The sequence below is a fragment of the Curtobacterium sp. MCPF17_050 genome, assembly GCF_003224435.2.
Classification (GTDB): domain Bacteria; phylum Actinomycetota; class Actinomycetes; order Actinomycetales; family Microbacteriaceae; genus Curtobacterium.
Map to the genome: position 1 here is coordinate 2,164,171 of NZ_CP126250.1, position 13,089 is coordinate 2,177,259.

At 72.4% G+C, this 13,089-nt stretch carries 12 protein-coding genes; 4 read left to right on the forward strand and 8 right to left on the reverse strand.

The window, feature by feature from the left end; all coding sequences use genetic code 11:
- Window positions 1–56 precede the first annotated feature (56 nt).
- Entirely contained in the window at window positions 57–1,070 is a 1,014-nt protein-coding gene (locus DEJ34_RS10225; RefSeq protein ID WP_181422220.1) for a lysylphosphatidylglycerol synthase domain-containing protein, read from the reverse strand.
- Window positions 1,071–1,159: 89 nt separating this feature from the next.
- Between DEJ34_RS10225 and DEJ34_RS10230 the strand changes: the two genes are divergently transcribed.
- Window positions 1,160–2,218: a hypothetical protein gene (locus DEJ34_RS10230; RefSeq protein ID WP_110889949.1), complete on the forward strand. Its 1,059-nt coding sequence runs from the start codon at window positions 1,160–1,162 to the stop codon at window positions 2,216–2,218.
- The gene (locus tag DEJ34_RS10235) at window positions 2,215–3,417 is read left to right on the forward strand and encodes a glycosyltransferase (RefSeq protein WP_110911100.1); all 1,203 of its coding nucleotides are present in this window, start codon (window positions 2,215–2,217) and stop codon (window positions 3,415–3,417) included. The genes DEJ34_RS10230 and DEJ34_RS10235 overlap by 4 nt, the downstream gene beginning before the upstream one ends.
- 64 nt (window positions 3,418–3,481) lie before the next feature.
- Here DEJ34_RS10235 and DEJ34_RS10240 read toward each other — a convergent pair whose 3' ends face one another.
- The 3 genes from DEJ34_RS10240 to DEJ34_RS10250 form a co-directional block, all read right to left on the reverse strand.
- On the reverse strand, window positions 3,482–4,789 hold the full coding sequence (locus tag DEJ34_RS10240) for a UDP-glucose dehydrogenase family protein (RefSeq protein WP_110889951.1): 1,308 nt from the start codon (window positions 4,787–4,789) through the stop codon (window positions 3,482–3,484).
- A 76-nt stretch (window positions 4,790–4,865) separates the two neighbouring features.
- Entirely contained in the window at window positions 4,866–5,399 is a 534-nt protein-coding gene (locus tag DEJ34_RS10245; protein WP_110889952.1) for a PH domain-containing protein, read from the reverse strand.
- A gap of 4 nt (window positions 5,400–5,403) precedes the next feature.
- A complete protein-coding gene (locus DEJ34_RS10250; protein ID WP_110900569.1) occupies window positions 5,404–6,249 on the reverse strand; it encodes a biotin--[acetyl-CoA-carboxylase] ligase in 846 nt (281 codons plus the stop codon).
- A gap of 74 nt (window positions 6,250–6,323) precedes the next feature.
- Between DEJ34_RS10250 and DEJ34_RS10255 the strand changes: the two genes are divergently transcribed.
- Complete coding sequence (locus DEJ34_RS10255) at window positions 6,324–7,919, forward strand: acyl-CoA carboxylase subunit beta (protein WP_110889954.1); 1,596 nt, start codon at window positions 6,324–6,326, stop codon at window positions 7,917–7,919.
- Window positions 7,916–8,167, forward strand: a complete 252-nt coding sequence (locus DEJ34_RS10260; RefSeq protein WP_110911101.1) for an acyl-CoA carboxylase subunit epsilon — start codon at window positions 7,916–7,918, stop codon at window positions 8,165–8,167. The genes DEJ34_RS10255 and DEJ34_RS10260 overlap by 4 nt, the downstream gene beginning before the upstream one ends.
- A 457-nt stretch (window positions 8,168–8,624) precedes the next feature.
- Here DEJ34_RS10260 and DEJ34_RS10265 read toward each other — a convergent pair whose 3' ends face one another.
- From DEJ34_RS10265 to DEJ34_RS10280, 4 genes are all read right to left on the reverse strand, one after another.
- Window positions 8,625–9,695, reverse strand: a complete 1,071-nt coding sequence (locus DEJ34_RS10265) for a DUF8320 family protein (protein WP_110911102.1) — start codon at window positions 9,693–9,695, stop codon at window positions 8,625–8,627.
- Window positions 9,692–10,942 (reverse strand): sensor histidine kinase, encoded by a 1,251-nt coding sequence (locus DEJ34_RS10270; RefSeq protein WP_110911103.1) that lies wholly within the window; start codon window positions 10,940–10,942, stop codon window positions 9,692–9,694. Before DEJ34_RS10270 ends, DEJ34_RS10265 begins: the two co-directional genes overlap by 4 nt.
- Before the next feature lie 24 nt (window positions 10,943–10,966).
- Window positions 10,967–11,692: a response regulator transcription factor gene (locus DEJ34_RS10275; protein WP_181419566.1), complete on the reverse strand. Its 726-nt coding sequence runs from the start codon at window positions 11,690–11,692 to the stop codon at window positions 10,967–10,969.
- Between the two features lie 126 nt (window positions 11,693–11,818).
- The gene (locus DEJ34_RS10280) at window positions 11,819–13,078 is read right to left on the reverse strand and encodes a class I SAM-dependent RNA methyltransferase (RefSeq protein WP_110911104.1); all 1,260 of its coding nucleotides are present in this window, start codon (window positions 13,076–13,078) and stop codon (window positions 11,819–11,821) included.
- Window positions 13,079–13,089: the final 11 nt, after the last annotated feature.

Here is a 13,089-nt window from a genome sequence, read left to right on the forward strand (position 1 = left end):
AGTACCGGTCTGGGCCCCGGCCGATCCGATCCGCTCGGGTCGGTCCTGGAGGCTCGTCAGGCCTTCGTCGCGTCGGCGTTCGTCGGCGAGGTCGTCACGGCCGCGCGCTTGCCGCGCCCGAACCACGTCGGCACGGCGGTCGTCAGCAGGAAGAGCGCGTCCACGGCGAGGCTCCAGATGCGCGTCACGACCACGACGACCAGCGCGACCGGCCCGGGCATGACGAGGGCGAGCAACAGCCCCTGCACGCCCTCCCGGACCCCCAGACCGCCGGGCGCGAACACGGCGAGCATGCTGATCGCCGACGCCATGCTCGCCGCACCGATGACGAACGCCGCGTCCTGCACCCGCAGCGACGGGTACACCGCGAGCGAGATGAAGTAGTAGCCGGTCCCCGAGATGACCGCGCCGAGGACGTACAGCCCGGCACCGACGACGACGGTGCCGAGCGCGGGCTTGACGTCGTCCTCCAGCGGGCGCCGTCGGAGGATCCGGAGGGCGAACCCGATCAGGGCGACGAACACCCGCGGAACCAGGCAGATGACGCACACCACGAAGGCCGCGATCATCAGCACGATGATCCACGGATCGAGCGCGTGCGTCCGGGGGTCGATCAACAGCAGCACGAGGGCGAGTGCCAGGGTCGCCGCGATCTGCAACGCTCCCTCGAGCAAGCCGCTGACCCCGAGACGGGCCTTGGAGACACCGTGCTGGGAGGCGAAGTAGACCTTGCCGATGATCCAGGTCGCAGCGCCGGGGATGTAGCGCCCCATCCACGACTTGGCGTACACGTGGGTCAGGGTCACGCCGCTGCCACGGAGGTTCTCCGCACCCAGGCGGCGCAGCAGGAAGAACCAGATGCCGACGCCCCAGTAGCGGAAGCCGAGGCTGATGACCGTGGCGACGGCCACCCACCACCAGTTCCACTCGACGCCGGCGAGCTGGCCCCAGTCGACGCTCCGGACGTACAGGAAGAGGAAGCCGGCGAGGGCCACGTAGAAGACGATCGGTACGGCCCGTCGGAGGACGCGACGGCCGCGGCCGCCCGTTCCTGACTCTGTCTGCTCCACAACACCCTCCACGATGACGCCCCAGTGTACGAGACGCGCGGGCGCGGGCAGTTCGATCTGGGCGTCAGCCTGCAGTAGCATCCACCGAGATGGCCACCACGTACAGTTTCTACGGCATTCTCGATGTCAACCTCCAGACCGAGCACCGCGGTTGGCGCCGCTACTTCGACAACGAGTACGCGCGCATAGCGAAGCCCAGCGCCGACGCACCGAGGGCGACCCTCACCGTCGACGTCCGCATCGAGGAGAAGGCGCCCAGCCGCGAGCCGGGTGACGTCCGCGGTACGGAGCGGTTCAAGGGGCTGTTCAAGTTCTCCTACGTGATCCGTGGACTCGACACGGACCACGTCACGATCTGGTTCCGCAGCCACTGGCTCGACCGGGTCTACATGAACGCGATCGGCGTGTACCTGCAGGCCCAGGTGCTCGAGCCGATCATCTACGCGAAGCTGCTCGAGCGCGACGTCCTGCTGATGCACGCCGGCGGTGTCGCGTCCGACACCAAGGGCTTCCTGCTCCCGGCCTACGGCGGGACCGGCAAGACGACGCTGAGCATGTCGCTGATGGCGGCGGGCTACAAGCTGCTCGGTGACGACCTGCAGTTCGTCGACCTGACGAGCGGGATCGTGCACCCCTACCCGCGACCGCTGCACATCTTCACGTACAACGTGCAGAACCTCGTCGGCGCGAAGGTGCCGCTGAAGTACTCCTCCGCGGTGTACGCCAAGAACGTGCTGCGCTGGGTGCTCGAACGCCTCCTGCACCGCGAGTTCCTCATCTCGACGCGGATCCATGCCGACGAGCTCTACCCGGGCGAGGTCTTCGCGAAGGCGGTGCCGTACACGGCGGTCGGGTTCCTCCGGAAGACCGGCCCCGGCGTCGAGTCCGTCGACATCACCGACGACAACGTCGACGAACTGGCCGACGGCATCGCGGCGTCCGCGGACCTCAACGACAGCCTCGCGGCGATCCTGCACGGTGACCCGCGACTGACCGCGATGATCGAGCGTGAGCACCGGGTCCTCGTGGCTCTGCTCCGCCAGTTCGACCGTCTGCTCTACGTCAACACGCGGCAGATGGACCTCTCGAACCCGGACGAGCTGATCCGACAGCTCGAGGCGGGCACCCTGCGGTCGAGCGACAGATGACCCGGGCTGCCGGGTCCGGTCGGCCGCGCCTGCTCGTGCTCGCCTCGACGTTCCCGTCGCACCCCGACGACGGCGTCCCCGCGTTCGTGCTCGACCTCGCCCGACAGGAGGCCGTCGAGTTCGACACCGCCGTGCTCACGCCGCGCGTCGCGGGTGCCGCGCGTACCGAGACCGTCGACGGCGTCCGGGTCCGCCGGTTCGCCTACTTCCCGCGACGGTTCGAGGACCTGGCGGACGGCGCGATCCTCGACAACCTCAAGGCCGACCGGAAGCGTGTCCTGCAGGTCCCGGCGCTCGTGGCCGCGCAGTGGCTCGCGGTCCGTCGTGCCGTCCGCGCCGGGAAGCCCGACGTCATCCACGCGCACTGGGCGATCCCGCAGGCCTTCGTCGCGGCGCTCGCGGCCCCCGGCGTCCCCCTCGTCGTGACGACCCACGGCGGGGACGTCTACGCGCTGCGTGCCGCTCCGCTGGTCCGGCTCAAGCAGTGGGTGTTCGGGCGCTCCGCCCACGTCACGACGGTCAACGACGAGATGCGCGAGCGTCTGACGGAGTGGGGCGTGCCGGAGGACCGGTCGAGCGTGATCCCGATGGGCGTCGACCTCGGACCGGCCCGCGCCGCCCGCGAGCAGGCGACCCGCCGACCGGGGCACGTGGTGGCGGTCGGTCGTCTCGTCGAGAAGAAGGGCTTCGGGAACCTCATCGAGGCCCTCCGGGGCGTCGAGGACGTCCCGTGGTCGCTCACCGTCGTCGGCGACGGTCCGTGGCGGGAGCGCCTGGAACGGCAGGCCGCCGGTCTGCCGGTGACCTTCCTCGGGCAGCGCGGCAAGTCGGAGGTGCTCGCCACGCTCGCATCGGCAACCGTGGTCGCACTGCCCTCCGTCGCCGCCGCGAACGGCGACCAGGAGGGACTGCCGGTGACGCTGCTCGAGGCCGCCGCGGTCGGGGCCGCGATCGTCGCGAGCGACCTGCCCGGCATCCGTGAGGTCGTCCGGGACGACCGGTCCGGGCTGCTCGTGGCCCCCGGCGACGTCGACGCCCTGCGGGCCGCGCTCGTTCGGGAGTTGACCGACGACGAGGCACGGACGCGCCACGGGGCAGGCGCTGCCGCTGCCGCCGCCGAGTACGCGACGGAGCGGATCGGCGCACGCTACCGCGACGTGCTCCGCTCGGCGCTCCGCGGCGGTCGGCGCTCCGGCTGACCCGGACGTCCTCGGCTGCAGGCCCACCCGACGGTGGTCCCGCAGCCGGTGACCGGTGCTGCGGTCAGCGCCCCATGCCGCGGTAGGTGAAGCCGGCGGCGCGCCAGGCCTCGCGGTCCAGGCAGTTCCGACCGTCGACGACGACCGGCGAGGACACGAGGGCCGCCACCGCCGTCGGGTCGAGTTCGCGGAACTCGTTCCACTCGGTCAGCACGAGCACCAGGTCGGCACCGGTGAGGGCGTCCTCGGCGGTCTCGGCGTAGTCGAGCTCGGGGTGCACGCGGCGTGCGGTGACCACGGCCTCCGGGTCGTACGAGGCGACCGTCGCCCCGAGGTCGCGCAGGCGTGCGGCGATGTCGAGGGCGGGCGAGTCGCGGACGTCGTCGGAGTTCGGCTTGAACGCGAGGCCGAGGACCGCGATCCGCTTGCCCGCGACGGCACCGCCGAGCAGCTCCTGCGCGAGCTCGACGACGTGCGCGCGACGACGGAGGTTCGTGGCGTCGACGTCGGCCAGGAACGCCAGCGACTCGCCGACCCCGAGCTCGTCGGCCCGGGCCTGGAACGCACGGATGTCCTTCGGCAGGCACCCACCGCCGAAGCCGAGGCCGGCGTTCAGGAACTTGCGGCCGATGCGGGCGTCGTGTCCGATGGCGTCGGCGAGCGCCGTGACGTCCGCGCCGACGACCTCGGCGATCTCGGCCATCGAGTTGATGAAGGAGATCTTCGTCGCGAGGAACGCGTTCGCGCTGATCTTCACGAGCTCCGCGGTCGCCAGGTCGACGACCAGGCGCGGGGTGCCGTCGGCGAGGGCCGTGGCGTAGACCTCGTCGAGCGCGGCGACCGCGCGCTGGCCGTCCTCGCCCTCCGGGACGCCGTACACGAAGCGGTCCGGCGTGATGGTGTCCTGCACGGCGAAGCCCTCGCGGAGGAACTCGGGGTTCCAGACGAGCGTGGCACCGGGGACGGCCGCGGTCAGGTCGGCGCCGAGTCGGGCGGCCGTGCCGACGGGCACCGTGGACTTGCCGACGACGAACTCGCCGGCGGAGACGAACGGCGTGAGCGAGGCCATCGCCGCGTCCACGTAGCGGAGGTCGGCGGCGCCGGTCGGGCCCTGCGGGGTGCCGACGGCGAGGAAGTGCACCTGTGCCCCGGCCACCTCGGCCATGTCGGTGGTGAACCGGATGCGCCCGGACGCGATCGCTTCGCCGAGGATCTCGGGCAGTCCCGGCTCGAAGAACGGTGCCTCACCGGCGGCGAGTCGTTCGATCTTCTCCGGGTCGACGTCGACGGCGACGACGTCGTGTCCGAGCTTGGCCATGGAGGCGGCATGCACGGCACCGAGGTAGCCGCAGCCGATGACAGAGATACGCACGCCACGACGCTACCGGTTCCCGGGCCGATCCACGTGACGGTGGTCCGCGCGGCCGGCCACCCGACCCACGGAGCACTCACGCGTCGCGCGGTGCGGTGCCCCTGACGATGTCGTCCCAGTCCGGTTCCCGGTGCCGACGACGGGCTTCGTGCGCCTCGACGAGGTCGTGCAGCACCGCGACCACGAGGTCGGCGTGCGGGACGTCGGCGAGCACGAGCGCGGGGTCGTCCCCCGGGAACACGAGCACGTCCCCGGACCGGAACAGGCCCTGCGCACCACGGCGTCGCACGGTCACGTCGTACCCGCGGGAGTGCAGGAGCTCGCGTCTCGTGCGTGTCCCGAGACCCTGCACGACGACGAGTCGCCTCGTGGTGACGACGTACCGCTGCGACAGCCAGCGCAGGAGCGGGACGACCCCGCCGAGCACGACGAGCGCGAGGGCCACCACGGCGACCACCACGTTCAGCCAGGCCAGCTCGGCCCGGAACACCCCGAAGCCGAACCCGCCGGCGGCGGCTGCGAGCACCACCGTCACCGCCGGACGGACGAGCCGTCGGGCGTGCGGTCGGAGCCGCGCCACGACCAGCTCGGGCGGCGGTTCGTCGGTCATGCCGTCATGCATAGCGCAGGTGGGTGACGTCCCCCACCGCGACGCCCCTGGGCACGCCGCTCCGGTCCCGGATCGTGATGCGCCCGTCGTCGTCGACACCGGTGGCGTCCGCTTCGACCGTCGAGCCGTCGGGCAACTCGAGCCGCACGCGCTGGCCGACGGTCCCGCAGACCGCCCGCACGTGGGAGCGGACCGCCTCGGCCGCCGCCCCGCCGGCGGCGAGCCCCGACACCGCGTCCTGGAGGCCCGTCCAGAGGTCCGCCAGGACCGTGTCGGCGAGCACTGCGGCCGGCTCGGTCGCGCCGGCGACCAGCAGGGAGGTCGCCGTCGGGGTGGGCAGGGCCTCCACCGGGATCGTCGTGTTCACGCCGACGCCGACGACGACGGACCCGTCGGACGCCACCTGGCAGAGGACGCCGGACACCTTGCGGCCGTCGACGAGGACGTCGTTCGGCCACTTCACCAGGACCCGCTGCCCGGTCGACCGCCCCGGCTCGTCCGGCTGCCCCTGCTCCGGTGCCCGGGCGGCGAGGACCCCGGCGACCGCGTCCCGCACCGCGGCGCCGGCCACGAGCGGCAACCACCCGCGGTCGCGGGGTTCGAGTCCCGCCCGCACGAGCACGCTGGCGGCGAGGGTCTGCCCCGCCGGTGCCACCCAGGAGCGGTCGAGTCGGCCCCGCCCCGCGGTCTGGTCGAGCGTGACGACGACACTGCCGTCCGCGAGGCCCGGTGCGTCACGGAGCAGGTCGGCGTTCGTCGAACCCGTCGTCGCGTGCACCACGAACGTCGCTCCGGCCGCTTCGACGAGGGCACGGGCACGGGGGAACGAGGGCGCGACCGGTGTGGACATGCACGCAAACCTACGGCGCGGAACCGTGGGGGTCCTCCAACGGGTGCGGTCGGGACCGCCGGTAGGGTGAGCGGGTGACCACAGGAGACACCCCCGATCTCTCGACGACCGCCGGCCGTCTGGCCGACCTCCGCGACCGGTACCACGAAGCCGTGACCGCCGCCGGCGAGACCGCGATCGCGAAGCAGCACGCCAAGGGCAAGATGACCGCCAGGGAGCGCATCGCGCAGCTCCTCGACGAGAACTCCTTCGTCGAGCTCGACGAGTTCGTCCGCCACCGCACCTTCGCGTTCGGGATGGAGTCGAAGCGCCCCTACGGGGACGCGGTCGTCACCGGACACGGCACGATCCACGGCCGTCAGGTCGCGGTATACGCGCAGGACTTCACCGTCTTCGGCGGCTCCCTCGGCGAGGTCGCCGGCGAGAAGATCGTCAAGGTGATGGAGCACGCCCTGAAGACCGGCGTGCCGATCATCGGCATCCTCGACTCCGGCGGCGCCCGCATCCAGGAGGGCGTGGTCGCGCTCGGCAAGTACGGCGAGATCTTCCGGCTCAACACCGCGGCCTCCGGGGTCATCCCGCAGATCTCCATCGTGATGGGGCCCGCGGCCGGCGGAGCGGTCTACTCCCCCGCCCTCACCGACTTCGTGATCATGGTCGACAAGACGAGCCACATGTTCGTCACCGGGCCGGACGTCATCAAGACCGTCACGGGCGAGGACGTCGGCTTCGAGGAGCTCGGCGGCGCCCAGACGCACAACGCCGTCTCCGGTGTCGCGCACTACCTGGCCGAGGACGAGACCGACGCGCTCGACTACGCGCGGTCGCTCATCGGGTTCCTGCCGGACAACAACCTGTCGGACCCGCCGAGCTACGACGTCGCACCGGAACTCGAGACGACCGACGCCGACCGCGAGCTCGACGTCGTCATCCCCGACTCGACGAACCAGCCCTACGACGTCACCACGATCATCGAGCACGTCGTCGACGACGGCGAGTTCCTCGAGGTGCAGCCCCTCTTCGCGCCGAACATCATGATCGGCTTCGGCCGCGTCGAGGGTCGTACCGTCGGCATCATCGCGAACCAGCCCCAGGCCATGGCCGGCACGCTGAACATCGACGCCGGCGAGAAGGCCGCGCGCTTCGTCCGCTTCTGCGACGCGTTCGGGATCCCGATCCTCACCCTCGTCGACGTGCCCGGCTACCTGCCCGGCACCGACCAGGAGTGGACCGGCGTGATCCGCCGTGGCGCGAAGCTGCTCTACGCGTACGCCGAGGCGACCGTGCCGCTCGTCACGGTCATCACCCGCAAGGCCTACGGCGGCGCCTACATCGTCATGGGCTCGAAGCAGCTCGGTGCCGACATCAACCTCGCGTGGCCGACCGCCGAGATCGCCGTCATGGGCGGTCAGGGCGCGGTGAACATCCTGTACCGCAGCGAGATCAAGCGGGCGGAGGAGGCCGGCGAGGACGTCGCCGCGGTCCGGACGAAGCTCGCGAACGAGTACACCTACAACGTCGCGTCGCCGTACCTGGCCGCCGAGCGTGGTGAGCTCGACGGCATCATCCAGCCGCACGCCACCCGGGTCTCGGTCATCAAGGCGCTCCGGGCGTTGCGCGGCAAGCGCGCGACCCTGCCGCCGAAGAAGCACGGGAACATCCCGCTGTGACCCCGCGTCATGCTGCCGCCGTCCCCGCTGACGCCCCCGCGTCGGTCGCGGACGTCCGGGTCGTCGGAGGTGACCCGACGCCGGAAGAGCTCGCCGCCGTCATCGCGGTGCTGCAACGCCAGGCCGACGAGGCCGCGGCCGCCGGGCGCGCTCGCGCCGAGGACTCGCCGCGGTCGGGGTGGGACGCCTCCGCTCGGGGCATGCGCGTCCCTCTCCACCAGGGCACGTGGAGTCGGTCACTCCGCTGACCCGCGTGTACCCCGATCGCAGCCGGTCGACAGCTGTTGCCCAGGTGGGCGTCGCGTCGGGGTCGGGGGCGGCGACACACCGTTCCGTCTCCCCTCACTCGGGGGACGTGTGAGCCGCCGATCCGCGCAGATCCGCACGATTGTCCCCCGAAATGACGACTGACACCCCGCGGCGGTGCGGGCAGGATTGTCCCTGTTCGGTGTTCTTCGATGAAGTGCATCGGCGGTCGGTGGCCGACTAGGGTACGAAGCCACCACCGTGACGAGTCAGGGCGATATTCGGGTTGTCGCTCTGCCTCGGGTCGCGAACGGGCCGGTCGGTAGCTCCGACCGGCCCGTTCCCGTTTCCGGCACCCCGTGCAGCAGTGTGGGCGCGCCTGCGGCAGCGCGGCCCCGCACCTGCGGCAGTGCGGCCCCGCACCTGCGGCAGTGCCGACACGAGCCCGCGGCGGTACGGCTACGCGCCGCTCGCGGTCGCCGGCGCCGCCCGCGGGATCTCCAGCCAGAGTGCCACCGAGTCGTCGTCCTCGTCGTCGTCCTCGTCCGCCGCGCCCAGGGCCGCCGACTCGCTCTCCGCCGCGTCGAGACGCAGCCCGACCACCGTCACGGCTTCGTCGGCGCCGTCCGGGACGGTCCGCACGATCACGTTGTCCGCCTGGGCAGCGAACGCACGCCGCAGTGCGTCCGCGAGTTCGGCGTGCACGCGCGCCAGCTCGGTCGCGTCGAGGTCGTCGAGACCGCCGTCGTCGTGCAGCTGGACGACCGCGCCCCGGCGACGGAGGCGCATCACCTCGCCCCGGACGTCGTCGGACAGCAGGGAGCGTCCACGGATCTCGTCCCGGATCGCCTGCTCGAGGTGCAGGCTCTCCGCGCGCTCGGCCGCGTCGAGTTCACCGCAGGTGTCGATGATGCGCTGCAGCATCGGCAGCGCCATCCGGGTGGTCTGCCCGAGGCGCACCTGCCGCTCCGACACGTGCGCGTCCTGCGCTGCCTGCCAGTCGACCGTCTCCTGCTCGGCCCGGACGAAGTCCCGGGTGATCCGGTTGGCGTGGTTCATCGCGATCGCGAACCCGGTCGCGACCGACAGCCAGATGACGCTGCCGAGTGCGCCGAGCTCGCCGAGCGCACCGGGCCCGGCCCACGCGACCGAGTGCACGGTGCAGAACAGCACCCCGGCCCAGGCGAACGGGCCACGCTGCCGGACGGCGAGCACGACCATGAGCGTGCCGACCGCCGCGATCCACCACGTCGAGTAGGTCGGCGCGACGCCGAGGTCGACCGCCGGCGCACAGACGACGGGCATGACGATCGCGGTGGCGAGCGCGAAGCACGCGACCCACACCGGCAGCACCGGACCGCGCACGAACAGCGCGAGTGCGGTGGCCGCGGCGTAGAGGACCATGCACGACACCACACGGGCAGCGCCGGCGGGGTCGGTGGGCAGCGTGGACGCGGCGAGCACCAGGTGCACGAGCGAGAACAACGCGGCGAGCCCGGTCGCGCTGCCGGCCGTGACCGACGCCCTCACCGGAGGCCCTCCGTCCCGAGGGCCGGCTGCGGCGCGGGCCACCGGAGCACGACACGCGTGCCGCACCCCGGCGCCGACAGCACCTCGGCGACGCCGTCAGCGGCCGCCATCCGTTCGATGATCGACCGCCGGACGCCGAGTCGCGCGGCGGGGACCGCCCGCTGGTCGAACCCGGCACCGTCGTCGGCCACCTCGACCCGGATGCTCCCGTCCGCGGCGTCGATCGTCACCCACCGGTGCACGTCCGTCCCCGCGTGCTGGACGCTGTTCACGGCTGCCTGCAGTGCAGCGGACGCGAGGGCGTCGGCGGCGGAGGTCGGCACGGCGGGTCCGTCGGACGGGACGCTGCGCACCTCGACGGGAGCGGCGAGCGTGGTCACCGAGGTGACGATCCGGTCCCGGAGTGCGGAGAACGGCACCGCCGGGTCCTCCCCCGGGCCGTCCGCGGCCGCGGCGGCGAGGTGGTCGATCGCGTTGCGTGCCATCCGGGCCGCGAGCGTCTTCGCCTCGGGCGTGTCCGCCCGGGCTGCGGACAGCAGGGTCGTGAGCACGCTGTCGTGCACGATCGCGTCGACCTGGACGCGCTCGACCTCGGTGGCGTGCTCGCGGATCGCCCGCGAGTAGCGGCGCACCGCGGTCGCCTGGGCGACGTCCACGGCCGCGGCGGCCCGGCGCAGCACCACGATGAGCACGAGCGCCGCGGTGCCGAGGACGGCGGTGTACACGCCGTCGAGCAGCGCGCGCTGCAGGCCGACCGCCCCACCCGCCGGCGACAACCGCAGCACGATGTACACGACCGGGACGAGCGCGTTGTAGACGGCCGCCCGCCAGGTGGCGAAGCTGAGGGACGCGGCGATGGTGCCGACGTTGCAGAGCCACCACGGCCACGGGATCTCGGCCGCGGAGAGCGGTTCACGGACGGTCAGCGGGAAGGTCACCAGCGCGACGAAGAACAGCAGCGCGCAGAGGATCTGCGCGGGCTGCGCCCACCGCTGCACGAACGCCGAGGCGCCGACCGCCAGGAGCGACAGCCCGACCACGATGGTCGTCGCCGGCGCCCAGAACGCATCGAGCAACGGCAGCTGCTTGAACAGCGACGGTGTGTTCACCGCGCCGAACCCGATCGCCGCGATCGCCATGAGGATCGTGAACGCCCGGTCCAGGGACGCCTGCGTGATCGTGGCGCGCACGGACCGGGACGGGTCCGCCATGGTGGAGGTCGACGTGACGACCGCCTCGGCCGTCACGAGGACCGCCGGGCGCAGACGTCGTCAGCGGCCATCGCCGTCGGGGTCGATGCCGGAGTCGAGCCCCGGCAGGATCCCGTCCTCCACCGCACGACGGAGCAGGTCGACCTTGGTCGGGGCCGGACGGCCGACCTCGACGTACTTCACGCGGATGCGGTCGAGGTACTCCCGCGCGGTCGAGTACCCGATGCCGAGCTGCTGGGCCGCGAGCTTGAGCGGCAGCCCCGATGCGTACAGGTGCAGGATCTCCCGCTCACGTCGGCCGAGCTGCGCCTTCGCGAAGTCCCGGTCGGCGTCGATCGCGCTCGCCCACTCGAGGTTGTTGAGGACGTCGCCACGAGCGACGGTCGCCACGGCCGCCATCACGGTCTTCGTCGCGGAGGACTTCGGGATGACGCCGGCGGCCCCTGCCGCCAGTGCCTCACGCACGTTCGCGACGCGGTCGGCGATGCTGTGCACGAGGACGGCGGAGCCGGTGCCCTGCACGCCCTTGACGTTCTCGGTCACCGTCGAGCCGTCACCGAGCGACAGGTCGAGGACGACGACGTCGACCTCGCGTCCGCCGAGCTGTGCGATGTACTCCGGGACGCTCGCGGCGGTGAGGACCACCTCGAACCCCTCGTTCTGGCAGGCGGCCTGGATGCCCAGTCGGACCGACTCGTGGTCGTCCACGACGGCGACCCGGACCGGTCGTGTCCCGAGACCGGCAGTCCCTGTCGTGCCGGTCGATGTGCTGGTGGTGTCTCCCACGGTTGCCTCTCGTTGTGACGACGCACCGGGCCCTGTCCCGACGGCCGTCCAGACACCAAGGATACCCAGGTCAGGGTCAGCTTCGTACCCCGCGACGGAAGTGCCGGGGCGGATGCGCCGACCGGCTCAGGCGACCGGCACCAGACGGGCCACGGCCTCCAGGTGGTGGGTGTGCGGGAAGAGGTCGAAGGCGCGCAGGGCCTCCAGTCGGTAGCCGAGGTCGGCGAAGGTGGCCACGTCCCGTGCCAGTGCGACCGGGTCGCAGGCGACGTAGACGACCTGGGCCGGCTGCAGCGCCGCGACGGACACCACGACGTCCCGACCGGCACCGGCCCGGGGCGGGTCGAGCACCACGGTGCCGGCGCGGAGGCGGTCGCGCTCCGGACGCGAGGCGTGCTCGACCGTGCGGGCCAACCAGCGGTCGACCCGGCCGGTCTCGGCACGGGCACCGATCCACTCGGCGAGGTTCTCCTGCGCGTGCTCCGTCGCCCGGGTCGCGCTCTCGACGCTCGTGACCCGGGCACGCGGCCCGGCGAGGTCGGCGAGCGCGGCGGCGAGGAGGCCGACGCCGCCGTACAGGTCGAGGTGCTGGCCCTCCGGGTCCAGGCGCGCGGGGTCGACCAGGTCGTGCACGGCGGCGGTGAGGACGGCGGGCGCCGCCCGGTGCACCTGCCAGAAGCCGGTGTCGTCCACGGCGAAGGTCCGGTCGCCGACGACCTCGTGCACGACGGTCGGACGCTGGGCGTCGACCACGAGCCGGGCTCCCTCGGAGCCGCTCGGGCTGAGGACGTCGACGACCTCCGCCCCCGGCATCGAGCCGCGGGCGATCGGTGCGGACGCCTGCACGGCGGTGGTCGCGAGCGGCAGCGAGGTGACCGGGACGACGGTGTGCGACCGCGCAGCGAAGGGGCCGGGCGTGCCGTCGGCGTCGACGTGCAGCCGGATGCGGGTGCGCCACCCGAGGCCGTCCGACTCGTCGTCGCCGGGCGCCGACTCCACGACGACGGGCGTGCCGAGCAGGTCGTCGAGGTCGATCCGGCCGAACCGCGAGAACGAGTCGACGAGGACGTCCCGCTTCAGGGTCCGCTGGTGTGCCAGGGCGATGTGCCCGAACTCGGCGCCGCCCGGGCGGACGGCGGGGTCACGGTCCAGGGCCGCCTCCGGCCAGACGTGGTCGACACGGTGCTCGCTCGGATCGAGGACCTCGACCGTGTCGGCGCGCCAGAACGACTTCTTCCGGTCCTCGGTCACGCGGGCGACGACCCGCTCCCCGGGGACCGCGTCCGTGACGAACACCACGCGTCCCTCGTGCCGTGCCACCGAGATGCCGCCGTGGGCGATCCCGGTGACGTCGAGTTCGAGCAGTGTGCCGACGGATTCACCCATGGTTCGATGTT

Bases quoted from the DNA above. Each gene is read 5' to 3' on its own strand.
- DEJ34_RS10230 (WP_110889949.1), top strand. From the start codon at position 1,160: ATGGCCACCACGTACAGTTTCTACGGCATTCTCGATGTCAACCTCCAG.
- DEJ34_RS10235 (WP_110911100.1), top strand. From the start codon at position 2,215: ATGACCCGGGCTGCCGGGTCCGGTCGGCCGCGCCTGCTCGTGCTCGCC.
- DEJ34_RS10245 (WP_110889952.1), bottom strand. From the start codon at position 5,399: ATGACCGACGAACCGCCGCCCGAGCTGGTCGTGGCGCGGCTCCGACCG.
- DEJ34_RS10250 (WP_110900569.1), bottom strand. From the start codon at position 6,249: ATGTCCACACCGGTCGCGCCCTCGTTCCCCCGTGCCCGTGCCCTCGTC.
- DEJ34_RS10280 (WP_110911104.1), bottom strand. From the start codon at position 13,078: ATGGGTGAATCCGTCGGCACACTGCTCGAACTCGACGTCACCGGGATC.